This is a genomic window from Thiohalorhabdus sp. (assembly GCF_046545655.1).
Taxonomy (GTDB): Bacteria; Pseudomonadota; Gammaproteobacteria; order Thiohalorhabdales; family Thiohalorhabdaceae; genus Thiohalorhabdus.
The window spans coordinates 1-25,764 of record NZ_JBKGZG010000038.1; the positions used below are offsets into that span (position 1 = coordinate 1).

Sequence of the window (25,764 nt, forward strand, 5' to 3'; positions counted from 1 at the left end):
TTTTTTTGCCGCCTGCCGTCCCCCCCGGTCCCACCCTGTCCCCGTAACGCCTGCACGCCTTCCCGAGGGGGCCATGAAAAAAGACCGGTGGCCCCGCCACCGGTCTTTCCCTGGGCCGAGCCGGAACCCTGCCTCAGGACTTGCCTTCCCGCTGCTTGCGCCGGGCCTCGGCGAGCCGTTCCCCGAGACCGCGCTCCTTGGCCACCTTCGCACGCTGCTCGGAGAGGTTCGGGGCCACCAGGGGGTAGTCCCGATCCAGACCGAAGGCATCCCTGTATTGCTGTGGGGTCATGCCGTGGGCGTTGTTCAGGTGGCGCTTGAGGGTCTTGAACTGCTTGCCACAGACCAGGCAGGTCAGCTTGTCTTTGCCGATGGCCTTCTGCGGCGACATGATCGGTTCGCGCTTCTCGGTCCCCCCTTCCTGGGTCTCCTCGGCCTCCCCTTCCGTTGCAGGCGCCGGGCCCTCCCCTTCCATCTTGGCGAGGGTGCTGTACGAGTCCTGCAGGAGCTGGAGAACCTCTTGCGCCGATTCGGCATTGGCGGCGTAGTTCGCAGCGATCTGGGCAGCAAGCTCACGGGTTCCCAAAGAATGTCTCCTTCCTGGTTGGTTCGGAGGGATCGGAGTATACATACATAGAGTCCTTTTTTCCAAAATAGTTTCCCTTGCAGAATAGCAAGTCCATTCAAAGCATCATTTCAGAGAAATGTTGTACAAGTAAAGCCGTTCGCCCTTGGCATCCTTCGGGGCAATCCGTACATCGAAGGGAGGTCGGGCGCGCATCCGGAGGGGGGGGGTTGAAACCGCAAGTGGAATATGGTTTAAAGACCGTAGGTGGAATGAGGGTAAACCGGTGCGGGACGCCCACGAAGTTTCCTCCTGGCCAGGTTGTCCCGCACCCCACGCGTCAAAGGAGGCTCCTATGGATTCCACCACCAAGATGGAAGACTTCCTGGAAAACCTGCCCCTCCTCGTGGTCTTCGGCCTGGCGGCCCTGGGGCTGGCGAGCTTCTTCTCCGTGGTGCTCTTCGGCTGAACTGCGGGGGTCGACCCCTCTAGTCGACGGGGTCGTTCCTCCCCCGCATCCTGGGCGTCCCCGCCCTTCCGAACCGGGTTTTCCCCTCCCTGCCCGGTCGGAAGGTGCGGGGGCGATCCTTTTCGTCCCTCCGCCCGTATGAGCCGAGGCTGGTCCCCAGTCCCCGGCGGCTTCGCGAATTCTCCCGGAGCACAACGGTGGGCCCTGGGCCCGGAAGGGGCGCGTGGGTCTCGGTAGGCGGCTATAAAGGCTGGATGGCCAGGCCCCGAAGGGGGCGGGGCGCAGGCAGGGAAGCGGGTGGCGGTGGGAGGCCCCCTACGCAGGGGGCGGGAACAGGCCTCCGGCTATTGGTCCCCCGGGGTCCGGCTGAAGTCCGTCTCCGCGATCACCCGGGCGTCCGGACGCCGGACCTGGATCTCCTTCAAGGCCACCAGGGCGGAGCCGAAATCGGTGTAGGCCGGGCTCAGGGCCTCCGCGAGCACGCGGCGCCCATCCTCCGCCTGCCGGTCCACTCCGATCCAGTACCGTACGGGCAGGGCGTCATCGGCGGGAGCGTCCATGATTCGTCCTCCAGTGTCCTAGCGGGCGCGGGAGTGTCATACTCCCCGTTCCGGCCCCCGAATTCTCCGGGCCGGCCGGAACGGGATCAATAGGGGTCAACCTCCACCACCCGGTGGTTCCACTCCTGGCGCGCCCCGTCGTGGCCCATTCCCATGGGTCCGAAGGCGTCGCAGGTCTCGCAGGCCACGGCGCAGAATCCCTCATCGATCTCCAGGATCTCCAGGTCCGTGCCGCCGCAGAACGGGCAGGGCTTCAGGTCTTCATTCATGATCGGTCCTCCGAAGGCCATAGGCCGCGGGTTGATGGGCCCAGTTGGGAAAGGCGGCCGGGCCTGCCTTGCCGCCCGGGTCACGGGGCGACGAGGGATCCGGCACGGCCCTATGATAGGAGAGACCGGGGCGCGGCGCACGAATTCCGCGGCCCCGAACGACGGCAGCCCACAGGGAATCCGCACGGCGCCATGGAACGCCCCGACCTCAAGCAGCCACAGCTCTACATCAATCGCCTGCTCTCCCTGCTCGCCTTCAACGCCCGGGTGCTGGAGCAGGCCCGGGACCCGGACGTCCCCCTGCTGGAGCGGCTCAAGTTCCTCTGCATCTCCTCCACCAACCTGGACGAGTTCTTCGAGATCCGGGTGGCGGGGCTCAAGCAGCGCATCGAGCTGGGGGTCACCCAGGTGGGTCCGGACAACCGCACCCCCACGGAGGTGATGGATGTCATCGGCGAGGAGGCCCACGCCCTGGTGGAGGATCAGTACCGCGTCCTCAACGAGGACTTGGTGCCAGCGCTGGAGGCGGAGGGGGTCCGCTTCATCCGTCGCGGTGCCTGGAGCGAGGCGCAGCGCGGCTGGCTGCACCGCTACTTCCGGGAAGAGCTGCTGCCCATCCTGTCGCCCCTGGGGCTGGACCCCGCCCATCCCTTTCCGCGCATCCTCAACAAGTCCCTGAACTTCGTCGTCAGCCTCCAGGGCCGGGACGCCTTCGGCCGCAGCGGCGGGGTGGCGGTGGTGCAGGCGCCGCGGGCGCTGCCGCGCCTCATCCAGCTGCCGCCCGAGGAGACGGACAGCGGGCCCTACGATTTCGTCTTCCTCTCCTCCATCATCCACGCCTTCGTGGACGAGCTGTTCCCGGGGATGACCGTCACCGGCTGCTACCAGTTCCGGGTCACGCGCAACTCCGACCTGTTCGTGGACGAGGAGGAGATCGACGACCTGCGCCGGGCCCTGGAGGGGGAGCTCCCCCAGCGCCGCTACGGGGCCGCCGTGCGCCTGGAGGTGGCGGACAACTGCCCCGACGATATGGCCGACTACCTCCTGGAGGAGTTCGGCCTCGGCCGGGAGGACTTCTACCGGGTCAACGGGCCGGTCAACCTCAACCGCCTGCTGGCCATCCCGGATCTGGTAAACCGCCCCGACCTCAAGCACACCGGCTTCACCCCCGGCCTGCCCCCGGAGATCGCCCACCAGCCGGACCTGTTCGCCGTGCTTCGCGAGCGGGACGTGCTGCTCCACCATCCCTTCGAGTCCTTCACCCCGGTGGTGGACTTCCTGCGCCAGGCCGCGGCGGATCCCCACGTTCTGGCCATCAAGCAGACCCTCTACCGCACCGGGCCGGAATCGGCGGTGGTGGACGCCCTGGTGCAGGCCGCCCGCGCCGGCAAGGAGGTGACGGTGGTGGTGGAGCTGCGCGCCCGCTTCGACGAGGAGGCCAACATCGCCCTGGCCAACCGCCTGCAGGAGGCCGGGGCGCACGTGGTCTACGGGGTGGTGGGGTACAAGACCCACGCCAAGCTGATCCTGGTGGTGCGCCGGGAGGGGGGCCGGCTGCGCCAGTACGTCCACCTCGGCACGGGCAACTACCATCCCCGCACCGCCCGCCTCTACACGGACTACGGCCTGCTCACCACCGACCCCCGCATCGGCGAGGACGTGCACAAGGTCTTCCTGCAGCTCACCAGCCTGGGCCGGGCCTCGGACCTGAACGACCTGCTGCAGGCGCCCTTCACCCTGCACGACGCCCTGCGCGACAAGATCAAACGCGAGCGGAAGAACGCCGAGGCGGGCCGGCCGGCGCGCATCATCGCCAAGGTCAACTCGCTGGTGGAGTCCCGGCTCATCCGCGACCTCTACCGGGCCTCCATGGCGGGGGTGCCCATCGACCTGGTGGTGCGCGGCATGTGCTGCCTGCGCCCCGGGGTGGAGGGGATCTCGGACAACATCCGGGTGCGCTCGGTGGTGGGGCGGTTCCTGGAGCACACCCGCGTCTACTACTTCGAGAACGGCGGCAGCCCCGAGCTGTACGGCTCCAGCGCTGACTGGATGGAGCGCAACTTCTTCCGCCGGGTGGAGGTGGCCTTCCCCATCCGCGATCCCCGGCTGCGCGCCCGCCTGCTCCGGGAGCTGGACGCCTACCTGCGGGACAACACCCAGGCCTGGCTGCTCCACAGCGACGGGGCCTACCGCCGGGCGGAGCCGGGGGAGGGCGAGGCCCCCTTCTCCGCCCAGCAGGCCCTGCTGGAGGACCTGGCCGAGGAGCTTTAGCGCCCCCTACGCAATCCGGAGCGTAAAGCCGGCGGCGGCCAGGAATTCCGCCTCCTGCTCCAGGTCGGCGCGGGTCAGGGGATGCTCCTCCAGCCAGCCGCCGGGGAAACGGAGCCGGAGCGTCCCCTCCCGGGCGTCCGCTTCGAGCTCGGGCAGGGGCAAGGGCCGCCGGTTGCGGTGGAGCACCGCGGCCAGGCGCAGGAGCACCGCCAGCTGGCGCGCCGGTCGGACCCAGCGGTCCGGCAGGGCCTTGAAGGGTCCCCCCGGGAATTTCCGGCGGTGGGCGCGGATGAGGGCGGCGAGGAGGCTCTGCTCCTCCCGGGTGAAGCCCAGGAGGTCGGCGTTGGCGGCCACGTAGGCGCCGTGCTTGTGGTAGCCGCCGTGGGCGATGTCCAGACCGATCTCGTGCAGCCCGGCCGCCCAGCGCAGGTAGGGGCCGGCCCAGGCCGGATCCAGCTCCCAGCCCGGGGCCGCCCGCTCCAGGAGGTGGGTGGCGGTGGCGGCCACCCGCTCCGCCTGGGCCGGGTCCACGTGGTAGCGCTCGCCGAGGGCCGCCACGCTGGTCTCGCGCACGTCCTCGTGGCGGATGCGCCCCATCAGGTCGTGGAGCACCCCCTCCCGCAGGGCGCCCTCGGCGGCCCCCATGCGCTCGATGCCCAGCATCTCGAAGGCGGCCAGCAGGATGGCCACCCCGCTGGCGAAGACCGGGGCCCGGTTGGCGCCCAGGCCCTTGAGGTCCAGCCTGTCCGCGTGACCCGCCCGGATCAGGGCGTCGCGGACCCGCTCCAGCCCGTCCCGGGTGATCCCGTCCTCACCCCAGCCCGCCGCGTCCAGGACCTTGGCGGCGGCGCGGATGGTCCCCGACGCGCCAACCGCCTCGTCCCAGCCCAGTGTGCGGAAGGCCTCCCCCCAGGGCTCCAGCTCCTGGCAGGCCGCCAGGTAGGCGCGCCGGAAGCGCGCGGCGGTGATGCCGCCGTCGGGGAAGTGCTTTCGGGTCAGGGAGACGCAGCCCGTGTACAGGCTCTCCATGCGCCGCGGCGTGTAGCCGTCGCCGACGATCAGCTCCGTGGAGCCGCCGCCGATGTCCACCACCAGGCGACGGTCGGTGGGGTCGACGGCAAGGCTGTGGGCCACGCCCAGGTAGATCAGGCGCGCCTCCTCCATGCCCGAGACGATCTCGACGGGGTGGCCCAGGGCCGCCTCCGCCCGCTCCAGGAAGGCGCCGGCGTTCCGGGCGCTGCGCAGCGTGTTGGTGCCCACCACCCGCACCCGGTCGGCGGGCAGCCCCTGCAGGCGCTGGCCGAAGCGGGTCAGGCAGGCGAGGGCGTGCTCCTGGACCTCCGGGTCCAGGGTGCGGTCCGCACGCAGTCCGCCGGCGAGCCGCACCATCTCCTTGAGGCGGTCGAGGACCATGAGCTCGCCGGGGCGGACCCGGGCGACAATGAGGTGGAAGCTGTTGGAGCCGAGGTCGACGGCGGCGACGGTCTGGGGGGCGGTTTCGGTGGCCAAGGCGCCCTCGCGGTCAGGGGCTGCCGGCCAGGGCTCGGGCCTGGGCGGGGGTGAGGGCCCACTGGAGGGTCGCGGTGGCCGGCTCGGCGTTGTCCGGCAGGGAGAGCATGCAGGCACCGCCTTTGGCGAAGTGGTGGAAGCTCCAGTCCACCCCCGCCAGCGCCAGCGCCACCAGATTGCCCAGGTCCGGCTCGTGGCCCACCAGGGCCACCACCTCGTTGGGCGGGGTCTGCCACAGCCAGCCCAACTGGTCCCGGGGCCGGCGTCCGGAGGCCAGGGTGTCGGTGCGGATGAAGGCGGGGTCGTTGAAGATGCGGGCGACGGTCTCGGCCGTCTGCACCGCCCGCTGGGCCGGGCTGGAGGCCACCAGGTGCAGCTTGGGCACCTGGGTGCGCAGGCCCCGGGCGACGCCTTCCACCTCCCGTTGCCCTTCGGGGGTCAGCTCGCGGCTTTCGTCCCGGCCGTCGGCGGCCACGTCCTCCGCGGTCCCGTGCCGGATGAGGATGACGGATTTCATGGGGCTCCCCTGCGTGGGATGGACTGGGTCCCTGCGGGCATTATGGGCAAGCCGGCAGGCCTTGGGAATGCCGGCCGGAGTCGCGGCTCAGGAGCGGACCTCGGCCCCGGTGAGCCGCTCCAGGACCCGGATCAGTGCCGCCATGTCCTCGTCGCCGTGGCCCAGGGCCCGGGCGGCGTTGACGCTCTCCCGGGTTGCCGCCGTCTGGGGCAGGGGCACGGCGGCCTTGGCGGCGGTCCCGGTCACCAGGTCGAGGTCCTTGGCCAGCAAGTCCACGGGGAACTGCTTGGCGAAGTCCCCGGCAAGGATGTTGCCCCCCTTCATGCGGAACAGGGGAGCGCCCAGCGGCCCGCCGTCGATGGCCTCCAGCATCTGCTCCGGGTCCAGCTCCAGGGCCCGTCCCAGGCTCAGTCCCTCGGCCAGGCTCTGCATGAGGTTGCCCAGCATCAGGTTGAGCACCAGCTTCATGTGGGTGCCCTGGGGGATGTCCCCGCAGTGCACCACCGCCTTGCCCATGGCCTCTAGCACGGGGCGCACGCGCTCCACGTCCTCGGCGAGTCCGCCCGCCAGCACCACCAGGTTGCCCTCCTCGGCGGGCTTGACCGTCCCCGACACCGGGGCGTCGATGAAGCGGCCCCCCATGGCGTGCACCGCCTCCGCCGCCTCCCGCGTGGCCTCCGGGGAGACGGTGCCCATGTTGACCACCGCATTGCCCCGGCCGAGCCCGGCCAGCACCCCGGCGTCGCCGTAGAGCACGGTGTCCAGCGCCTCGGAGCTGGTGACCATGATGACCACCATGTCCGATTCGGCGGTCAAAATCGCCGGGGTGCTGAAGACGGTGACCCCCTCGTCGGCGAAGGGGCGGGTCTTGGCCGGGGTGCGGTTGAAGACCCCCAGCTCGTATCCTCTGCCGTGCACGTTCCAGGCCATGGGGGTGCCCATGGCGCCAAGCCCGATGAATCCCACTCGCTCGGTCACGGTCTTGCTCCTGTAGGGAAGATGCCGCTTGTCGATTCGGGTATGGTAATGCGGCAAGGCCCCGCGGGGGAGGGTTCGGGGAACCGCCCCATTCCGCCACCATCCGGGGGTAAGGTTAAAAGATCGCATTCGGAGGAGCACCTGATGCCGCGTACCCGTTCCTTTATTGCCGTGTGTGTGATGGCCAGTGTGGCGGCGGCCTCCTGCACTACCACCAACCCCTACACCGGCGAGGAGCAGACCAGCAAAGCCACCAAGGGCGCGGCCATCGGCGCGGCCACCGGCGCCGTGGCCGGTCTGATCACCGGCAACCATGATGCCAAACGGGCGGTGGTCGGGGCCGGCATCGGCGCCCTGGCCGGCGGTGCGGTGGGTGGCTACATGGATCAGCAGGAGGCCGAGCTCCGTCAGGAGCTGGAGGGCACGGGGGTCGGTGTGACCCGTGAGGGCGATCAACTGGTGCTCAACATGCCCGGCAACGTGACCTTCGAGCACGACAGCAGCAGCCTGAACGCCGAGTTCTTCGACGTGCTGGGCAGCGTGGCCAAGGTCCTTGAGGAGTACGAAAAGACCGTGATCCACGTGGCCGGATTCACCGACAGCACCGGTTCTGAGAGCTACAACCAGCGGCTTTCGGAGCGTCGCGCGGAGGCCGTGGCTTCCTACCTTCGCGGCCAGGGGATCCTGGAGGAACGCCTCGTCACCCGGGGCTACGGCGAGAGCCACTTCGTGGCCTCCAATGATACCGCCGAGGGGCGTGCCCAGAACCGGCGGGTGGAGCTTACCCTGGAGCCGGTGACGAAGTAGGCCCGGCCGCAGCACAAGGCGGCTCAACGGCGCCCCGTCCCGATCCCTGCAAGGGGAAGGGCGGGGCGTCGTTGTGTTGAAGGGTGCAGGGCTCGGGCTTCAGGCGGTGACAAAGGCCCACAGGCGCTCTACCCCCTCGGCGAGCCGGTCCAGGTCGGTGGTGTAGGCGAAGCGGACGTGCTCCCCGGCGCGGTGGGCGCCGAAGTCGATGCCGGGCGTGATGGCCACCCCCGCCTCCTCCAGTACCCGCCGCGCGAAGGCGAAGCTGTCGTCGGTGAAGGGGCTGCAGTCGGCGTACAGGTAGAAGGCGCCGCGTGGCGCGCCGGGCAGGCGGAAGCCCAGCTCGCGCAGGGCCGGCAGCAGGAAGTCCCGCCGCTCCCGGAAGGCGGCCCGCCGCTCCTCCAGGATCGCTTCGGTCTCCCCGGTGAAGGCCGCCAGCGCCGCGTGCTGGGCGGGTGCGGAGGGGGAGAGGAAGATGTTGCCCGCCAGCTTGTCCAGATCCCCCACGTAGGCCTCCGGCGCCACGATCCACCCCAGGCGCCAGCCGGTCATGCCGAAGTACTTGGAGAAGCTGTTGATGACGAAGGCCTCGTCGGTGACCGAAAGGGCCGTGGGCGCCTCCCCGCCGTAGACCAGCCCGTGGTAGATCTCGTCCACCACCAGCACCCCGCCGCGCTCCCGGGCGGCGTCGTTCAGGGCCCGGAGTAGCTCCCGCTCCGCTACCGTACCCGTGGGATTGGCCGGGGAACCTACCATGGCCGCCACCGTGCGCTCGTCCCAGGCCGCCTTCAGGTGGCCCGCCTCCAGCTGGTAGTCCGTCTCCGGGCCCACCGGGACGGCCCGACTCTCCCCCTCGAACAGGCGCACGAAATGGCGGTTGCAGGGGTAGCCGGGATCGGGGAGCAGAACCCGGTCACCGGGGTTCAGGAGCACCCCCATCACCAGCTGCAGGGCCCCCGAGGCGCCGGGGGTGACGACGATCCGCGCGGGATCCACCGCCACGCCGTGGCGGCGCTCATAGAGCCCGGCGATGGCCTCGCGCAAAGCGGGAAGTCCCCTGGCCGGGGTGTAGCCGGTTTGGCCGTCGGCAAGGGCCTGCCGCCCGGCCCGGAGCACCGGCTCCGGGGTGGGGAAGTCTGGCTCGCCCACTTCCATGTGGACCACGTCGTGCCCCGCCGCTTCCATGGCCCGGGCGCGGGCCAGGAGGTCCATGACGTGGAAGGGGGCGATGTGGCCCATGCGCGCGGCGTGGGGGAATGGACTGCTCATGAGGCGCAAGGGTAGCACGTCGGCCCAGCCGAGGGGGCGGGGCCCGGGTGGCCTCGATAGGGGCTTCCCGCATGGCCAGCCATCGGAAAAAGGGCCAGAAATGGGGGAGTCAGCTTGGCAATGCCTCCGGGCCCACTTGAAACAGGAGCGTCTGCGATGCCCCGCAAGAAGCCTGCCCGTTTCCTACCCCTTCTCTTTGCCGTAGTGATCGGTCTGACGGCGTGCGAGGGAGAGGGGCCGGCCGAAGAGGCCGGTGAAGAGGTGGACGAAGCGGCCGAGGATGCCGAGGAGGCCACCGAATAACGGCATGGCCGCGCACGGTCCCCGATCCATCCCGGGGGGATCCCGGATGGAGGGGATAGGCGCTCGTCCGTGGACGGCGGTATGCCCGGATCTCTTAATAAGGAGCTGGTGATGAAGACGTCGAGCTCGTCCCTCTGGTTTTCTCTAGTGTTCGTCCTGTTTCTCGCCATGACCGCCTGCGACGGCGGTGGCCAGCAGGACCAAGGGGATCAGATGGAACAGGACGGCATGCAGGACGGCATGCAGGATGGCCAGGAGCAGCAGGACCAGGAAGACCAGGAAGACCAGGAAGACCAGGGAGGCGGCGGCATGTAGCCGGTGAGCCGGCTGTCCGCCGGGGCACGCTGCCGAGGACGGGCCCCATCCGGAATCGGCCCGTGCCCCGTTCGTCCTCCGCTTCCGGCGCCTTGTCCATCCATCGCTTCCCCCGCAGGATATCCCTGTCCGAATGCGGGAGGTGGATGGATGTCCGAGCTGATCGGCGGGCTCGCCGACGCCGTGCATGCGGCCGGCGGCCGGGCCCTGGAAGCGGGCGGCGCCGTGCGCGACCGGCTCCTGGGACGCCCCCCCCGGGACGTGGACCTCGAGGTCTACGGCCTGGAGCCCCCGGATCTGGAGGCCGTGATCGCCCGCTTCGGCTCCGTGCGCCGGGTGGGGGCGCGGCAGGGGGTCTACGTGCTGCGCGGCATGGAGATCGCCCTCCCGCAGGGACCGGGCGGGGTGGAGGATCCCCACCTTCCCCCCGAGTGGGCCACCTGCCGCCGCGACCTCACCATCAACGCCCTTCTCCGCGATCCCCGCACCGGGGAGATCCTGGATTTCCACGACGGCCGGGGGGACCTCCGGCGCGGCCTGCTGCGCCACGTGGACCCCGCCACCTTCGGCGAGGATCCCCTGCGGTTGCTGCGGGTGGTGCGGCTGCACGCCGAGCTGGAGCTCCGCATCCATCCCCGTACCGCGGCCCTGTGCCGGCGGCTCGCCCTGGGCGGGGTGGCCTGGGAGCGCATCGGCCAGGAGCTGGAGCGGTGGCTGCTGGGCGCCCGGCATCCCGGCAAGGGGCTGGATGCCCTGATCTACACCGGGGCCGAGCGCCATTTCCCCCATCTGGTCCGGCTCCTGGGCTGCCCGGACGCGGCGGCGGACAGCGCCTGGGGGCGGACCCGGGCCGCTCTGGAGGCCGCCGCCGGGGAACGGGTGGGAGAGCGGGAGCGCGACTGGCCGCTCATGCTTGGGGCCCTGCTCGCGGGGGCCGGCCGGCCGGATGCCACCTTGCGGCGGGGTGGGCGGCTGCGGACCCCGGGGCACGCAGCCGTGGCGGCGGCCCGTGCTCCCCTGTTCCTGCACGGCGTGGACCGCAACCGTCACCGTACCCGGACGGTGACCGCCCTAGTACGGGAGCAGGCGACCATCGCCCGGCTGGCCGCGGAGGGGGCAGGTGCTTCCGCCTACCGGCGGCTGGCGGCGCGAGTGGACAGCGACCTCCTGCTGCGCCTGAGCAGCGCCCTGCACCGGGCGGGGCACGGTCCGGCGGCCGGCTTCCCCGCCGGCGAGCGGGCCCGCGAAAGGTGGGAGGCGGAGGACCTGCTGGGGAAGCGGCCGGAGCCCATCTTGCAGGGCCGCGACCTGGCGGAGCTGGGGGTCGAGCCTGGCCCGGCCATGGGCGAGTGGCTGGAGGCGGCCTTCCAGGCGCAGCTGGACGGGGCCTTCAACGACCGGGCGGGAGGAATGGCGTGGGTGCGGGAGAGGTTGGGCAACGAATGAACCCCCTGGCTAGTAAAGTCACGCCCCGCCGCCGAACAGCTCCTGGTCAACCAGCGTGCACAGGCTGTGCAGAATGAGGATGTGCACCTCCTGGATGCGGGCCGTGGTGCGGGAGTCCACCCGCAGCACCAGATCCTCTTCGGGGCGGGCGAGGTCGGCCAGCTCGCCGCCGTCGGCGCCCGTGAGCACCAGGAGGCGCAGGCCGCGCTCAATAGCCGCCTCCGCCCCCTGGAGGATGTTGGCGGACTGCCCGCTGGTGGAGATCACCATGAGCAGGTCTCCCGCCTGGCCCAGGGCCTGGACCTCCTTGGCGTAGATCTCCTCGAAGGAGTAGTCGTTGGCCGTTGCGGTAACGGTCACGGGGTTGGTGCCCAAAGCGATGGCAGGCAGCGGCGGCCGCTCGATCTCGAAGCGGTTCACCAGCTCGCCGATGAAGTGCTGGGCATCCCCCGCCGAGCCTCCGTTTCCGCAGGCCAGCACCTTGTTGCCCGCCAGAAGGGTCTCGCGGATCAGCCGGGCCGCCTCGACAATGGTGGGGGCGAGCTCCTCCCCGGTGCGCCGCTTGAGCTCGGCGCTCTCGTTGAATAGCCCGACGATGCGGGCGGTCGGGTCCTGTCCGTGCTGCTCCATTTCAGCTCCAGGTTGCGTCCAGGCGGAAGGCGTCGGGGATCCAGCGCAGCTCCCGGCCGTCCACGGCCACCACGTCGAAACGGCAGAAACGGGCGGCGTGCTCGGGATGGGTAGCCAGGAAGACCCGGGCCGCCTGGATCAGCCGCCGCTGCTTGCGCGGGCCCACCGTCTCCTCGGGGTGGCCGAAGTCGCTGTCGGCCCGGGCTCGGACCTCCGTGAACACCAGCACCTCCCCCTCCAGGGTGATCAGGTCGATCTCGCCCCCCTTGGCACGGAAGTTCCGCGTCACGGTGCGGTGGCCACCCTGGCGCCGCAGGTGGGTGAGGGCCCGCTCCTCGGCGGCGTCGCCGGTGCGCTGGGCGGGAGTGCGAACCATCTCAGAGAAGCCCTCTCGTCCGCGGGGTGGCCAGGAAGGGCGTTAAGGAGGTTTTCACGGTACGGACCCTCGCCTTCAAACACCGGGTGGACGGCGTGCGACTCCGGACCGCCGGGCCTACTTACCGGCGGGGGTCAGCATGGCCGGAAGGGGAATAATGCGACCATGGCGGTATTCCGCCCATTGTAGCTGCCTCTGGATGCGGCCGTCGGCGTCTGCGGCCAGCTGGCCGGTGGCGCCTTCCAGGCGGATGTTGGCCAAGGCCCGGTCCAAAGGATCGTCCAGCAGCAGGGAGCGCCGCCAAGCGCCAACCACCAGGGAATAGGCATCATAGCCCAGGGCGTTGAGGCGCTCCATGTCGGCCTGCTGACCGGAATAGCTCTCCTCGATGGCAGTCGCCGCCCGCTGGTGCTCGGGGCGCGGCTCCAGGAACCACGGCAGCTGCTGGAAGTGGATGTCGTCCATGTCCCGGCGATCCGAGCGGGAGTCGTCCGGGCTGTGCGTGTGGCTGGTAGCCAGCACCGGGAGGTCCCCCGCGGCGAAGAATTCCAGCTGCGGGCGGATGAGCCGGGCGTTGAGGGTCTCCGAGGCAAGGAACAGGAAGTCCAGGTCCTCGCGCCGGGGCGGGGTGTCGTATTCGGGCAGGTCCACCTGCAGGGTGTGCTCGAGCCCCTGGCGGCGCGCGGAAACCCGGTCCAGGGCCAGGAAGGTCTGGAGGGTGTCCGAATAGTCGGAACTATCTGTATCGAAGGATTCCATGGCCCGGATGGTGCCGCCCAGCTCTTCCCAGCGCTGTTGGAAGGCACCCACCATGCGTTCACCCCATTGGGTCTGGGGGAAGAGGATGCCCGCCCGCCTATGGCCCACCTGGAAGGCCCGCTCGGCCACCTGGGCTGCCTCGGTTTCGGGATCGAGGCCCACCTGGAAGACTTTGCGGTCTGTCTTGGCCCAGTTGTTGGTGGTGTTCAGCAGCAGGGTTGGCGGTAACGTGGAGCCCCGCTGTTCGCGGTCGGCGTAGGCGCGGGCCGCGGCCCGGGTCAGGGGGCCGATGACGGCGGCGTAATCCTCGGTGTAGACCTGCTCCAGGGCCTGGTCGAGGCCCTCGCCGTTACCGCCGGTATCGAAGATATCCAGTTGGATGCCGGCTCCCTGGTCGGTCTGGTAGTAGGCGGCGAGCATACCGCGCAGGATGGCGTCCGCCAGGGGCCGGTAGCGGGAGTCCAGGGGCAGCAGGACGGCCACGCGCAGGGGCGCCTCCTGGACCCGGTCGAGGCGGTCGCGCACAATATCGGCCAGTGGGTGTCCCGAATAGGTCTCCAGCCATTCCTCCAGCTGCTGACCAGTCCGCTCCAGGGGCTGGCGGGCGGAGCGGCGCATGATCCGCTCGAAGCGGAGGTAGCCGCCCGGGAACTCCTTGCCCACCCGGTCGATCCGCTCGGTGAGCACCTGCTCGGGCACGGAGGCCAGCAGGTAGCGGATCCGGGCAATGTTCGCCTCTTGCTCCTCCTCGGCGCGCAGGACGCGATGCCGCTCCACCAGGGCATCGAAGGCCCCCTCGGGACGGCCCTGCGCCAGCTCCAGCTGAGCCACGTAGTCCAGGGCCTCCTCCTGGAGGTCGGTGGGCAGGGCTCCAATGTCGCCGCGCTGCTCGACGAGGTTGTCCAGGAGGCGCTGGGCGGCGTCGAAGCGCTGGTGGCGAATGTGGATGCGGGCCCGCAGGAGAGCGGCGCGCTCGGCCTGTTCGGTTTCCACCAGCTCCTCGAGCACGCCAAGGGCCTCCACGTCCTCGCCGCCCAGGGCCAGGGCTCGGCCTTGGCGGTAGCGCAGCCTGGCGGCCTCCTCGCCCGTCGCCTCCTCCGCCTGGCGCGCATAGGCCTCCGCCGCCTCCGTGAATGCCCCGGCTCGCTCCATTTCCTCGGGAGTCTCGGGGAGCGGGCCCTCGGGGCCGGGACCGGGGGCGCAGCCGCCGAGGGTCACGGCGGCGGCGAGGAACAGCAGGGTGGAGCGCAGCGGGCGTGGAAGTGGCAAGCGGATTTTCCCTTTTCTCCGGTTAGGCGAGCGCCATGCAGGAAAACGAAACGGGTATTTTATACGTGGTCGGCACCCCCATCGGCAACCGTGCCGACCTCACGCCGCGTGCCCTGGAGACGCTGTGCGGGGCGAGGGCGATTGTAGCGGAGGACACCCGCCATGTGCAGCGGCTGCTCGCGGACACCACGGCCCGCATGGAGCGGGTCTCCCTGAACGCCCACAACGAGAGCGAGCGCATCCCCCGGCTGCTGGAGCGGCTCCGCATGGGGGAGGATCTGGCTCTTGTGAGCGATGCCGGTGTTCCAGCGGTCTCCGATCCGGGGGGGCGACTGGTGGCGGCCGCCCACATGGCGGGGGTCCCGGTGCGCGCAGTCCCCGGACCGAGCGCCGTCACCGCGGCGCTTTCCGTGGCGGGCCTGCCCGCCAACCGCTTCGCCTTCGAGGGCTTCCTGCCCACCAAGGCGGAGGCCCGGCGGACGCGGCTGCGTGCCATCGCGCGGGAGCCGCGGACCGTGGTGCTGTTCGAGTCCCCCCGCCGCTTAAAGGACCTCCTGGACGAGCTGGCGGCGGCCTGCGGGCCGGAGCGGGAGGCGATGGTAACGCGGGAGCTGACCAAGCGGTTCGAGACCAACCGGCGGGGGACGCTGGGCGCACTGGCGGAGCACTTCGCCGCCCACCCAGAGGAGCAGCGGGGCGAGTTCACCCTGTGCCTGGCCGGGGCGCCGGAAGAGCCGGCGGAGAGCGGGATGGCCACCGTGGAGGGGGAGGCGGTTCTGGCGGCGCTCCTGGAGGAGCTCCCCCCCAGCCGGGCGGCCAAGGTGGCGGCCCGCATCACCGGCCAGCCCAAGAACGCCCTGTATCGGCGGGCCATGGAATGGGGCGGGGTCGAGTAGGGATCCCGCCCGTGACCCGGCCTATCCTTCTTGGGAGCCGCTTTCCGGCTCCGCCTCGTCGGCTTCGGCATCGGCTTCCTGCAGATACCCGCCGAACTCCTCCCCGAAGGTGCGGGAGCGCCGGGTCATGGTCTCGTCGAGGATCTCGGCCAGCTTGCGGCCGTAAATCCGGCCCTCGGAGCTGTCGAGGAATTCCAGGTATTCCCGCAGCTCCTGGTTGCTGGCGTCGCGGTAGCCGTAGAGGAACTGAGCGCTCACCATCTGGCCCACCTGGCCCTTGATCTGGAAGCGGTTCTGCTCGACCTGCTCCCGGATCTCCTCCACCGGCGGCGCCTGCTCCGGGGAGAGGGCCTGCAGCATCCCGGCTGTAAGGGCGGTCTGCATGTTGACGACGAAGTCGGTGGTGAATTTGTTCGCCCTAGTGGTGCCGATGTAGTCATCCACCAGCTGGAGCCGTTCCGGGTTGTTCTCCCGGTATTGCCGGCGCAGGGTGTTTACCTGCTGCAGGGCTTTCTGGCTTGCCGCGGGAGAGGCGGCGGCTTCCTCCAGGGAGACGAGCTTGCGGCCTAGCTCGGTGTCGAGGAAGCCCATCACCTCCCGCATGTTCTCCTCGGAGATCCGCTCCACGATCCGGGCGTGCACCTCCTCGCGGATGGCGTCGGGGGCGAACACCTCGTCCGTGGCCTTGCGCAGGGCATACTGGGCCTCTGCCGGCAGGGGGCTGCTCTGAGAGGCTTGGTCGATCCCCTGATGGAACTGGTCGGGCAGGTGGCTGATGGTGGTGTCGAGCCCCGATTTTTCCATCAGGGTCCGGGCCATTTTCGATTTGGACGGAGCCGCGGCGACCGGCGCCGCCAGGAGCAGGCCCAATCCGGCACAGAGAAGGCGCATCCACATGGCTGTCCCCTTTCGCATTCCTGGTTGGGAAAAGGATGCCCCATCCCCCGGGTGGATTAAATAGCTCTCGGGTGGGGAAAAATGCCCGAGACCCCGTCCCGTCCTCGCCGCACGGATCATTGACCGAAACGAAAAAGGCGGCCCCTGGGGGCCGCCTTTCGTATCCCGGAGACCGGAAGGCCTCAGTCTGCGGTGGCCTTCAGGCCCTGCGCCACCTTCTGCTTCATCAGGTACCGGTGGGCCCCTTCGGCGGCGTGACGGCCGTCGTGGATGGCCCAGACGATGAGGCTGGCGCCGCGGTACATGTCGCCGGCGCTGAACACGCCAGGCACGTTGGTCATGCGCGTGGCCGGGTCGGCGGTGGCGTTGCCCCGCTTGTCCAGCTCCACGCCGAGACCCTCCAGGAGCGGGCCCTTCTCGGGGCCCTGGAAGCCGATGGCCAGCAGCACCAGGTCCGCTTCCAGATCGAAATCGCCGTCGGGCTCCTCGATCAGCTCGCGGGAGCCGTCGGGCCGCCGCTGGGCGGACTGCACCTTGACGCAGTTGGCCTTGTGCACGCGGCCGGTGCCGTCGTCCTCGAAGGACTTCACGTACACCTTCCACAGGCGCTCGCAGCCCTCGTCGTGGGAGGTGGAGTCCTGACGCTTGTGCGGCCATTCCGGCCACGGCGTCTTCTCCGAGCGCTCCTCCGGCGGCTCCGGGTGGATGTTGAGCTGCTTGACGCTCTTGGCGCCCTGGCGGATGGAGGTGCCCACGCAGTCGGCGCCGGTGTCGCCGCCACCGATGATCACCACGTGCTTGCCCTCGGCGGAGATGCGCTCCTCCTCGGGGATGGTGTCGCCGGCGTTGATGCGGTTCTGCTGCACCAGGAAGGGCATGGCGTAGTGGATGCCTTCCAGGTGGCGGCCGGGGACGTCGTGGTCGCGCGGCTTCTCGGCGCCGCCGGAGAGGATCACGGCGTCGTACTCGGCGCGCAGCTCCTCGGCGGTGACGTCCTTGCCCACGTTGACGCGGGTGCGGAACTCCACGCCCTCGGCGCGCATCTGCTCCAGGCGCCGGTCGATGCGGAACTTCTGCATCTTGAAGTCGGGGATGCCGTAGCGCAGCAGGCCGCCCAGGCGGTCGTTCTTCTCGAGCACCGTCACCGCGTGGCCCCAGCGGGCGAGCTGCTGGGCGGCGGCGAGGCCGGCCGGGCCGCTGCCCACCACCGCAACCTTGAAGCCGGTGGCGGGGGCGGGCGTCGCCGGCGCTACCCAGCCCTCGTCGAAGCCGCGCTCGATGATGTTGCGCTCGATGTTCTTGATGGTGACCGGCGAATTCTCCACCAGGTCCAGCGTGCAGGAGGACTCGCAGGGCGCCGGGCACAGCCAGCCGGTGAACTCGGGGAAGTTGTTGGTCTCGTGGAGCCGGGACAGGGCCTCGTGCCACTGGCCGCGGTAGACCAAGTCGTTCCACTCGGGGATCAGGTTGTCCACCGGGCAGCCCGTGTCGGTCTGGCAGTAGGGGATGCCGCAATCCATGCAGCGGGCGCCCTGGGTGGCCAGCTCCTCATCGGACTGCTCCTGATAGAGCTCCCGGTAGTCTTCCCGGCGGTCTCCGACCGGCCGCAGGGGCGCGCCGTGCCGGGGGAATTTCATGAAGCCGTCGATCTGACCCACGGTCAAACCTCCGTGAGAAAAGCAGTGGTAGGAGCGGCGTCCCCGCCGCGACCCGGTTTTCCGTTGCCTCGAGCCAAACAGCCTCTCAGGCCGTCTCCGTCCGCGCCTCGCGCTTGCGGGCCTCCATGACGCGGCGGTACTCGGTGGGGATGATCTTCACGAACTTCGGCCGGTAGCTGTGCCACTGGTCGAGGATCCGCTGGCCCTTGGCGGAGCCGGTGTAGCGCACGTGGCGCTCGATCATCTCCATGAGCAGGTCGGCGTCGTCGTGGTCCACGGGCTCCGTCTCCACCATGCCGGTGTTGAGGCGCTGCTCGAAGGTGTCGTCCTCGTCGAGCACGTAGGCCACGCCGCCGCTCATGCCGGCGGCGAAGTTGCGGCCCGTCTTACCGAGGATGGCCACCGCGCCGCCGGTCATGTACTCGCAGCCGTGGTCGCCGCAGCCCTCGGCCACGGCGTGGGCCCCGGAGTTGCGGACGCCGAAGCGCTCGCCCACCACGCCCTGCACGAACAGCTCGCCCCCGGTGGCGCCGTACAGCAGGACGTTGCCGGCCAGGATGTTGCCCTCGGGGTCCAGCCGGGACTCCTCCGGCATGCGCACCACGATGCGCCCGCCCGACATGGCCTTGCCCACGTAGTCGTTGGCGTCGCCCACCAGGGTCAGGCTCATGCCGTTGTGGCAGAAGGCCCCGAAGCTCTGCCCGGCGGTACCGCGGAAGGCGATCTGGATGGTGTCCTCGGGGAGGCCCTCCAGGCCGAACCGCTTGGCCACCTCACCGGCGAGCATGGTGGCGGTGGTGCGGTTGGAGTTGCGGATCTCGGACTCGAATTCCACCGGGGTGGCGTTGTCCAGGGCCGGCTTGGCCCGCTCGATGAGCTGCCGGTCCAGGATGTCGTCGATGTCGTGCTTCTGCCGGGTGACCTGATGCAGGGGCTCCGCGCCGCTGTCCATCCGCTTGAGCAGGGGCCGCAGGTCGAGGCCGCTGGCCTTGGGATGGCCGGAGAGGTCGCGCGGCACCAGCATCTCGGTGTGGCCGATCATGTCGTCCATGCTGCGGAAGCCCAGCTCGGCCATGTACTGCCGCACCTCCTCCGCCACCATGCGGAAGTAGGTGATCACGTCCTCGGGCTTGCCGGTGAACTTCTTGCGCAGGTGGGGATCCTGGGTGGCCACGCCCACCGGGCAGGTGTTGAGGTGGCACTTGCGCATCATGATGCAGCCCTCCACCACCAGGGCGGTGGTGCCGAAGGCGTACTCGTCGGCGCCGAGGAGCGCGGCGATCACCACGTCGCGGCCGTTGAGCATGTTGCCGTCGGTCTGCAGGCGCACCCGGTCGCGCAGGCCGTTGGCCACCAGGGCCTGCTGGGTCTCGGCCACGCCCAGCTCCCAGGGCATGCCGGCGTGCTTGATGGAGGTGTTGGGGCTCGCCCCCGTGCCGCCGGCGTTGCCGGAGACGGTGATCAGGTCAGCCTTGGCCTTGGCCACGCCGGCCGCCACCGTGCCCACCCCGGCCTTGGCCACCAGCTTCACCGACACGTCGGCTTGCGGGTTGACGTTCTTCAGGTCGAAGATGAGCTGGGCCAGGTCCTCGATGGAGTAGATGTCGTGGTGCGGCGGCGGCGAGATGAGGCTCACCCCCGGGGTGGCGTAGCGCACCCGGGCGATGTTCTCGTCCACCTTGTGCCCGGGCAGCTGGCCGCCCTCGCCGGGCTTGGCGCCCTGCGCCACCTTGATCTGCAGCTCGTCGGCGTTCACCGCGTAGTGGGTGGTCACGCCGAAGCGGCCGCTGGCGATCTGCTTGATGGCCGAACGCGCCAGGTCGCCGTTGGGGTAGGGCTTGAAGCGCACCGGGTCCTCGCCGCCCTCGCCGCTGTTGGAGCGGCCACCGATGCGGTTCATGGCGATGGCCAGGGTCTCGTGGGCCTCGCGGGAGATGGAGCCGAAGGACATGGCGCCGGTGGTGAAGCGGCGCATGATGGACTCCACCGACTCCACCCCCTCCAGCGGGATGGCCTTCGGGCCGAGGTGGTCGGCGCTCTCGGGCGTGGCGGCGTACCACTCGTTGCTCTCGGCCTCGGGGCCCTCCACCGGGTGCCCCTCCACCTCGTTGGCGAGCTGGAACAGGCCGCGCAGGGCGCCGCCCTCCCGGCGGTTCTCGTTCACCGCCTCGGAGAACTTGCCGTAGAGGTCGAAGTCCTGGGTGGCGCAGGCGCGCTGCAGCAGGGTGATGGTGGTGGGGTTCCAGCTGTGGCGCTCGCCGTCGGCGCGCCAGTGGTACTGGCCGCCGTCCTCCAGGGTCAGCTCGGAGGTGTGCGGCGTGTGGTAGGCGAAGGCGTGGCGCTCCAGGGCGTCGGCGCCGATCTCGGGCACGCCCGCGCCGTCGATCTGGGTCACCGTGCCGCGGAAGTACTTGTCCACCAGCTCCCGGGACAGGCCGATGGCCTCGAAGATCTGCGCCCCGCAGTAGGACTGCAGGGTGGAGATCCCCATCTTGGAGAAGACCTTGAACAGGCCCTTGCCCACCGCCTTGATGTAGTGGTGGTGCACCGTGTCCCGGTCCGCCTGCTCGTCGAGCATGCCGCGCTCGAGCATGTCGTCGAGGGTCTCGAAGGCCAGGTAGGGGTGCACGGCGCCGGCGCCGTAGCCGATGAGCAGGGCGAAGTGGGCCACCTCGCGGGCCTCGCCGGTCTCCACCACCAGGCTGGTCTTGGTGCGCAGGCCGGCGCGGATCAGGTGGTGGTGCACCGCGCCCGTGGCCAGCAGGCTGGGGATGGGCGCGCGCTCCGCGTCCACGGTCCAGTCGGAGAGCACCAGCACGGTGGCTCCGCCGCGCACGGCCTCCTCGGCGGCCGCGCAGAGCCGGTCCAGGCCGGTCTGAAGGCCCTCGGGGCCCTCCGCGGCGGGGAAGGTGGCCTCCAGGAGCTCGGTGCGGCAGGCGCTGTCGTCGCAGAAGCGCAGCTTGTCCAGGTCGGCCTGGGTCAGCACCGGCTGCTTGAGCTCCACCCGTCGCGCCTGCTCCGGGGTCTGCTCCAGGAGGTTGCCCTCGGGGCCCAGGTAGGAGACCAGGGACATCACCTGCTCTTCCCGGATGGGGTCGATGGCGGGGTTGGTCACCTGGGCGAACAGCTGCTTGAAGTAGTCGAACAGCAACCGCGGGCGCTCCGAGAGCACCGCGATGGGGGTGTCGTCGCCCATGGAGCCGACGCTCTCGGCGCCGGTGGTGGCCATGGGCTTGAGGAGCATGTTCAGCTCCTCGAAGGTGTAGCCGAAGGCGCGCTGCATCTCGCGCAGGGGCCGGTGCCCCTCACGCTCCGGGCCCTTGGGCTCGGGCATCTCGTCGAGGCGCAGCAGGTTCTCCGCCACCCACTCCTTGTAGGGGGCCTGGGCCAGGGTCTCCTGCTTGAGCTCCAGGTCCGGGATGATGCGGCCGCGCTCGGTGTCCACCATGAAGATCTTGCCCGGGTGCAGGCGCTCCTTGAGGACGATCTTCTCCTCGGGGATGGGCAGCACGCCCACCTCGGAGGCCATTACCACCAGGTCGTCGTCGGTGACCACGTAGCGCGCCGGGCGCAGGCCGTTGCGGTCGAGGGTGGCGCCGATGCGGGTGCCGTCGGTGAAGGCCACGGCGGCGGGGCCGTCCCACGGCTCCATGAGCGTCGCGTGGTACTCGTAGAAGGCCTTCAGGTCCTCGGGCATGAACGGATCCGTGCTCCACGCCTCGGGGATGAGCATCATCATGACGTGGGGCAGGGAGCGGCCCGCCGCGGAGAGCAGCTCGATGGCGGCGTCGAGGCTGGCGGAGTCGGAGAGGCCGTCCTCGATGGTGGGGAACAGCTTCTCCAGGTCGTCGCCGAACGCCTCGGACTCCATGGCCGCCTCGCGGGCGCGCAGCATGTAGTGGTTGCCCTGCACCGTGTTGATCTCGCCGTTGTGGGCGATCGTCCGGAAGGGCTGCGCCAGCGGCCAGGTGGGATGGGTGTTGGTGGAGAAGCGCTGGTGCACCAGGGCCAGCGCGGAGACCATGTCCGGGTCGGAGAGGTCCGGGTAGAAGGCCGGCACCTGCTCCGCCAGCAGCAGGCCCTTGTAGATGAGGGTGCGGCTGGAGAGGCTCGGGATGTAGAAGTGGTTGGCGTACTCCGGATGCTCGTCGGCGATGGCGTGCTCCACCCGCTTGCGCGCCACCAGCAGCTTGAGCTCGAAGCGCTCCCGGGGGGTGTCCTCGCCGCGGCCGATGAAGACCTGCCGGATGGTGGGCAGCATCTCGCGGGCGATGTCGCCGATCTCCTCCGGATGGACCTCCACCTCGCGCCAGCCCAGGACCCGCTGCCCTTCCTCGGCGGCGATCCGCTCCACGGTGGCCATGCACTCGCGAGCCCCGGCGTCGTCGGTGGGCAGGAAGACCAGGCCGGCGCCGTAGTCGGCGGAATCGGCGGGCAGCTCGATGCCGGCCGCCTTGGCCGCCTTCTGCAGGAAGGCGTGCGGTTTCTGGAGGAGGATGCCGGCGCCGTCGCCGGTGTAGGCGTCGGCACCCACCGCGCCCCGGTGAGTCAGGTTGTGCAGGATCTCCAGGCCCTGCTCAACGATCCGGTGCGTGACGCGGCCCTGCATGTCCACCACGAAGCCGACACCGCAGTTGTCCTTGTGCATGCCCGGCTGGTACAGGCCAGGATTGGTCCGATCCGAATGTGGCGCCATGGATATCTATCTCCGCTTTTGGCCCCCGCCCGGGGTCCGGTGCCGCCGTACTAGCCGCGCGGTGCGGTCCCAAGCGAACGTCCGGTGAGAAGCGGGGCGGGCTTCAGACACGGCGAGGCCGAGCGAGCCGCCCGAACCCTCTGGTTCTGGCGAGCGGCCCACCCGGCCCGGTGTTAGGGGTCACGGGCCCAATCTCCACCCGTTGTCAGGTCTCAGTCGAGCCTTAAGAGGCTAGCGTTTTCCTTCTTGCACGACAACCCACGCGGTCCCCTTCATCCTGCCACGAAGGGGTCCTCTCGGCTTGGATTCCCCAGCGGCGGGCCGGTTCGGGGCGCTGGCCCAGCGGAGGGGAGGGGAACGGCGGTTGGGCCGCTCCGGGCGGGCGGAAGCCCCCTTCCGCATAAGGGCGGTTGAAAACCCGTTCGGCATCCCCATCTAGTACCTAGGGTTACCGGCACCCCGAAGGGCCGTGCCGGCGAAACGGGAAGCGGCCGGAATGGCGCGCCCATTCCCGCCCCTTCCCCGGCAGAAACGCACGCAAGCGGAGGGTTCCCATGCGGACCGACAAGCTGACCACCAAATTTCAGCAGGCGCTCCAGGAGGCCCAGAGCATGGCCCTGCAGCACGACAACCAGCAGGTGGAGGCCGTGCACCTGCTGTGCGCCATGCTCGACCAGGAAGGGGGCTCGGCGCGCTCCGTGCTGGCCAAGGCCGGGGTGAAGGTGGACGCCCTGCGCTCGGCCTGCGGGCGCGAGATCGACAAGCTGCCGCAGGTCTCCGGCGGCGAGCCGGGGGAGATCTACGTCTCCCGCGACCTCGGCAATCTCCTGAACGCCGCCGACAAGACCGCCAGCAAGCGGGGCGACTCCTACATCGCCACCGAGCATTTCCTGCTCGCCCTCACCGACGACAAGGGCGCGGCCGGTCAGGCGCTGCGCGACGCCGGCGGGGACAAGCAGTCCCTGGAGAAGGCCGTGGAAGAGGTCACTGGCGGCGAGAAGGTGGACGACCCCAACGCCGAGGACCAGCGCGAGGCGCTGGAGAAGTACACCATCGACCTTACCGAGCGCGCCCAACAGGGCAAGCTCGACCCGGTGATCGGCCGCGACGACGAGATCCGGCGCACCATGCAGGTGCTGCAGCGGCGCACCAAGAACAACCCGGTGCTCATCGGCGAGGCCGGCGTGGGCAAGACCGCCATTGTCGAGGGGCTGGCCCAGCGCATCGTCAACGGCGAGGTGTCCGAGGGCCTGCGCGACAAGCGCGTGCTGTCCCTGGACATGGGCGCGCTTATGGCCGGTGCCAAGTACCGCGGCGACTTCGAGGAGCGGATGAAGAGCGTCCTCCAGGAGATCGAGCAGGAGGAAGGCCAGGTCATCCTGTTCATTGACGAGATCCACACCATGGTGGGCGCCGGCAAGGCCGAGGGCTCCATGGACGCCGGCAACATGCTCAAGCCCGCCCTGGCGCGCGGCGAGCTGCACTGCATCGGCGCCACCACCCTCGACGAGTACCGCGAGAACATCGAGAAGGACGCGGCCCTGGAGCGGCGCTTCCAGAAGGTGATGGTGAACGAGCCCTCCGAGGAGGACACCGTCGCCATCCTGCGCGGCCTGAAGGAGAAGTACGAGGTCCACCACGGCGTCCGCATCACCGACCCGGCCCTGGTGGCGGCGGCGCAGCTGTCGCACCGCTACATCACCGACCGCAAGCTGCCCGACAAGGCCATCGACCTCATCGACGAGGCCGCCTCCCGGCTGCGCATGGAGATCGACTCCAAGCCGGAGGAGATCGACGAGATCGAGCGCCACCTCATGCAGCTCAAGATCGAGCGCGAGGCGCTGAAGAAGGAGTCCGACGAGGCCTCCCAGAAGCGTCTGGCGGACCTCGAGGAGACCATCAGCGAGCAGGAGGCCAAGCTCGCCGAGATCTCCAAGGGCTGGGAGGCCGAAAAGAGCGCCATCCAGGAGCACCAGCACGCCAAGGAGGAGCTGGAGCGCGCCAAGGCCGAGATGCAGCAGGCCCAGCGCGCCGGCGACCTGAACCGCGTCGCCGAGATCCAATACGGCAAGATCCCGGAGCTGGAGAAGAAGGTCGCCGATACCTCCGAGACGCCGCACGACATGCTGCGCGAGGAGGTTACCGACGAGGAGGTGGCCGAGGTGATCTCGCGCTGGACCGGCATCCCGGTCTCCAAGATGCTCGAGGGCGAGCGCGAGAAGCTGCTCAAGATGGAGGATCGCCTCCACGACCGCGTGGTGGGGCAGGAGACGGCCGTCACCTCGGTGGCCGACGCCATCCGGCGCTCGCGCTCCGGGCTCTCCGACCCCAACCGGCCCATCGGCAGCTTCCTGTTCCTCGGCCCCACGGGCGTGGGCAAGACCGAGCTGACCAAGGCCCTCGCGGAGTTCCTGTTCGACTCCCAGGAGGCCCTGGTGCGCATCGACATGTCCGAGTACATGGAGAAGCACTCCGTGGCCCGGCTGATCGGCGCGCCTCCGGGCTACGTGGGCTACGAGGAGGGCGGCTACCTGACGGAGACCGTGCGGCGGCGGCCCTACTCGGTGATCCTGCTCGACGAGATCGAGAAGGCGCACCCGGACGTGTTCAACATCCTGCTGCAGGTGCTCGACGACGGCCGGCTCACCGACGGCCACGGCCGCACCGTGGACTTCCGCAACACGGTGCTGATCATGACCTCCAACCTCGGCTCCGACCGCATCGTCACCATGAGCGGCGAGAGCGAGGAGCGCATCCGCGAGGCGGTCATGGACGTGGTCAAGGACGAGTTCCGGCCCGAGTTCCTCAACCGGGTGGACGAGACCATCGTCTTCCAGCAGCTCGACCAGGCGCAGATCAAGGAGATCGTGCGCATCCAGTCCCAGTACCTGCGCGACCGGCTGCGGGACAAGGACATGGATCTGGAGATCTCCGAGGAGGCCCTGGAGAAGGTGGCCGAGGCGGGCTTCGACCCGGTCTACGGCGCCCGGCCGCTCAAGCGGGTGCTGCAGCAGCGGATCGAGAACCCGCTGGCCAAGGAGATCCTCGCCGGCAACTTCTACCCCGGGGACGTGATCGAGGTGGGCGTGGAAGGCGGCGACTTCGTCTTCCACCGGCGCGAGAACGGCTACGTGCAGGCCGCCTCCGCCTGAGGCCTTCCCCCGCCGCGACGCAAAAACGCCGCCCCAGGCAAGGGGCGGCGTTTTTTTAATTGTGGCTATCCGGTTGGCTCAGGAAAGGATTGTGGGAGCGGCTATCAGCCACGACTTGCCTGAGGGGGGCATAGGTCGCGGCCATTGGCCGCT

20 protein-coding genes are annotated in these 25,764 nt (G+C 69.8%); 7 read left to right on the forward strand and 13 right to left on the reverse strand.

What is annotated here, in order from left to right; all coding sequences use genetic code 11:
- Positions 1 to 133: 133 nt before the first annotated feature.
- The 3 genes from ACLFRB_RS09165 to ACLFRB_RS09175 form a co-directional block, all read right to left on the reverse strand.
- Entirely contained in the window at positions 134 to 586 is a 453-nt protein-coding gene (locus tag ACLFRB_RS09165; RefSeq protein ID WP_411068712.1) for a MucR family transcriptional regulator, read from the reverse strand.
- Between the two features lie 792 nt (positions 587 to 1,378).
- Positions 1,379 to 1,594, reverse strand: coding sequence for a hypothetical protein (locus tag ACLFRB_RS09170; RefSeq protein WP_411068713.1), 216 nt, complete (start codon positions 1,592 to 1,594; stop codon positions 1,379 to 1,381).
- Positions 1,595 to 1,680: 86 nt separating this feature from the next.
- Positions 1,681 to 1,863, reverse strand: a complete 183-nt coding sequence (locus ACLFRB_RS09175) for a Lar family restriction alleviation protein (RefSeq protein WP_411068714.1) — start codon at positions 1,861 to 1,863, stop codon at positions 1,681 to 1,683.
- A 192-nt stretch (positions 1,864 to 2,055) separates the two neighbouring features.
- Between ACLFRB_RS09175 and ppk1 the strand changes: the two genes are divergently transcribed.
- On the forward strand, positions 2,056 to 4,134 hold the full coding sequence (gene ppk1, locus ACLFRB_RS09180) for a polyphosphate kinase 1 (RefSeq protein ID WP_411068715.1): 2,079 nt from the start codon (positions 2,056 to 2,058) through the stop codon (positions 4,132 to 4,134).
- Between the two features lie 6 nt (positions 4,135 to 4,140).
- Here the strand turns inward: ppk1 and ppx are convergent, their stop codons facing one another.
- The 3 genes from ppx to ACLFRB_RS09195 all read right to left on the reverse strand — a co-directional run bounded on the left by ppx (position 4,141) and on the right by ACLFRB_RS09195 (position 7,138).
- Positions 4,141 to 5,643 carry an exopolyphosphatase gene (ppx, locus tag ACLFRB_RS09185; protein WP_411068716.1) on the reverse strand — a complete coding sequence of 501 codons (1,503 nt, stop codon included), beginning with the start codon at positions 5,641 to 5,643 and terminating at the stop codon, positions 4,141 to 4,143.
- A 13-nt stretch (positions 5,644 to 5,656) separates the two neighbouring features.
- The gene (locus ACLFRB_RS09190; protein WP_411068717.1) at positions 5,657 to 6,160 is read right to left on the reverse strand and encodes a SixA phosphatase family protein; all 504 of its coding nucleotides are present in this window, start codon (positions 6,158 to 6,160) and stop codon (positions 5,657 to 5,659) included.
- Positions 6,161 to 6,247: 87 nt separating this feature from the next.
- A complete protein-coding gene (locus ACLFRB_RS09195) occupies positions 6,248 to 7,138 on the reverse strand; it encodes an NAD(P)-dependent oxidoreductase (RefSeq protein ID WP_411068718.1) in 891 nt (296 codons plus the stop codon).
- Between the two features lie 144 nt (positions 7,139 to 7,282).
- On the opposite strand from ACLFRB_RS09195, the gene ACLFRB_RS09200 reads away from it, so the two are divergent.
- Entirely contained in the window at positions 7,283 to 7,945 is a 663-nt protein-coding gene (locus ACLFRB_RS09200; protein ID WP_411068719.1) for an OmpA family protein, read from the forward strand.
- A 99-nt stretch (positions 7,946 to 8,044) separates the two neighbouring features.
- On the opposite strand, the gene ACLFRB_RS09205 is transcribed toward ACLFRB_RS09200, so the two are convergent.
- Positions 8,045 to 9,214, reverse strand: a complete 1,170-nt coding sequence (locus tag ACLFRB_RS09205) for a pyridoxal phosphate-dependent aminotransferase (protein ID WP_411068720.1) — start codon at positions 9,212 to 9,214, stop codon at positions 8,045 to 8,047.
- A 156-nt stretch (positions 9,215 to 9,370) separates the two neighbouring features.
- On the opposite strand from ACLFRB_RS09205, the gene ACLFRB_RS09210 reads away from it, so the two are divergent.
- The 3 genes from ACLFRB_RS09210 to ACLFRB_RS09220 all read left to right on the forward strand — a co-directional run bounded on the left by ACLFRB_RS09210 (position 9,371) and on the right by ACLFRB_RS09220 (position 11,278).
- On the forward strand, positions 9,371 to 9,517 hold the full coding sequence (locus ACLFRB_RS09210) for a hypothetical protein (RefSeq protein ID WP_411068721.1): 147 nt from the start codon (positions 9,371 to 9,373) through the stop codon (positions 9,515 to 9,517).
- A gap of 111 nt (positions 9,518 to 9,628) precedes the next feature.
- The gene (locus ACLFRB_RS09215) at positions 9,629 to 9,832 is read left to right on the forward strand and encodes a hypothetical protein (protein ID WP_411068722.1); all 204 of its coding nucleotides are present in this window, start codon (positions 9,629 to 9,631) and stop codon (positions 9,830 to 9,832) included.
- A 150-nt stretch (positions 9,833 to 9,982) separates the two neighbouring features.
- Entirely contained in the window at positions 9,983 to 11,278 is a 1,296-nt protein-coding gene (locus tag ACLFRB_RS09220) for a CCA tRNA nucleotidyltransferase (protein ID WP_411068723.1), read from the forward strand.
- 18 nt (positions 11,279 to 11,296) lie between these two features.
- Here the strand turns inward: ACLFRB_RS09220 and ACLFRB_RS09225 are convergent, their stop codons facing one another.
- From ACLFRB_RS09225 to ACLFRB_RS09235, 3 genes are all read right to left on the reverse strand, one after another.
- A complete protein-coding gene (locus ACLFRB_RS09225; protein ID WP_411068724.1) occupies positions 11,297 to 11,908 on the reverse strand; it encodes an SIS domain-containing protein in 612 nt (203 codons plus the stop codon).
- Position 11,909: 1 nt separating this feature from the next.
- Entirely contained in the window at positions 11,910 to 12,284 is a 375-nt protein-coding gene (locus tag ACLFRB_RS09230) for a YraN family protein (protein ID WP_411068725.1), read from the reverse strand.
- Positions 12,285 to 12,401: 117 nt separating this feature from the next.
- Positions 12,402 to 14,312 (reverse strand): penicillin-binding protein activator, encoded by a 1,911-nt coding sequence (locus ACLFRB_RS09235; protein WP_411068726.1) that lies wholly within the window; start codon positions 14,310 to 14,312, stop codon positions 12,402 to 12,404.
- Between the two features lie 35 nt (positions 14,313 to 14,347).
- Here ACLFRB_RS09235 and rsmI point away from each other — a divergent pair, with 35 nt between their 5' ends.
- Complete coding sequence (gene rsmI / locus ACLFRB_RS09240; protein ID WP_411068727.1) at positions 14,348 to 15,208, forward strand: 16S rRNA (cytidine(1402)-2'-O)-methyltransferase; 861 nt, start codon at positions 14,348 to 14,350, stop codon at positions 15,206 to 15,208.
- Between the two features lie 21 nt (positions 15,209 to 15,229).
- On the opposite strand, the gene ACLFRB_RS09245 is transcribed toward rsmI, so the two are convergent.
- From ACLFRB_RS09245 to ACLFRB_RS09255, 3 genes are all read right to left on the reverse strand, one after another.
- On the reverse strand, positions 15,230 to 16,027 hold the full coding sequence (locus tag ACLFRB_RS09245) for a hypothetical protein (RefSeq protein ID WP_411068728.1): 798 nt from the start codon (positions 16,025 to 16,027) through the stop codon (positions 15,230 to 15,232).
- Positions 16,028 to 16,287: 260 nt separating this feature from the next.
- Positions 16,288 to 17,763, reverse strand: a complete 1,476-nt coding sequence (locus ACLFRB_RS09250) for a glutamate synthase subunit beta (RefSeq protein ID WP_411068729.1) — start codon at positions 17,761 to 17,763, stop codon at positions 16,288 to 16,290.
- Positions 17,764 to 17,848: 85 nt separating this feature from the next.
- Positions 17,849 to 22,459, reverse strand: a complete 4,611-nt coding sequence (locus tag ACLFRB_RS09255; protein WP_411068730.1) for a glutamate synthase-related protein — start codon at positions 22,457 to 22,459, stop codon at positions 17,849 to 17,851.
- A 554-nt stretch (positions 22,460 to 23,013) separates the two neighbouring features.
- Here ACLFRB_RS09255 and clpB point away from each other — a divergent pair.
- Positions 23,014 to 25,611: an ATP-dependent chaperone ClpB gene (clpB, locus tag ACLFRB_RS09260; RefSeq protein WP_411068731.1), complete on the forward strand. Its 2,598-nt coding sequence runs from the start codon at positions 23,014 to 23,016 to the stop codon at positions 25,609 to 25,611.
- Positions 25,612 to 25,764 lie beyond the last annotated feature (153 nt).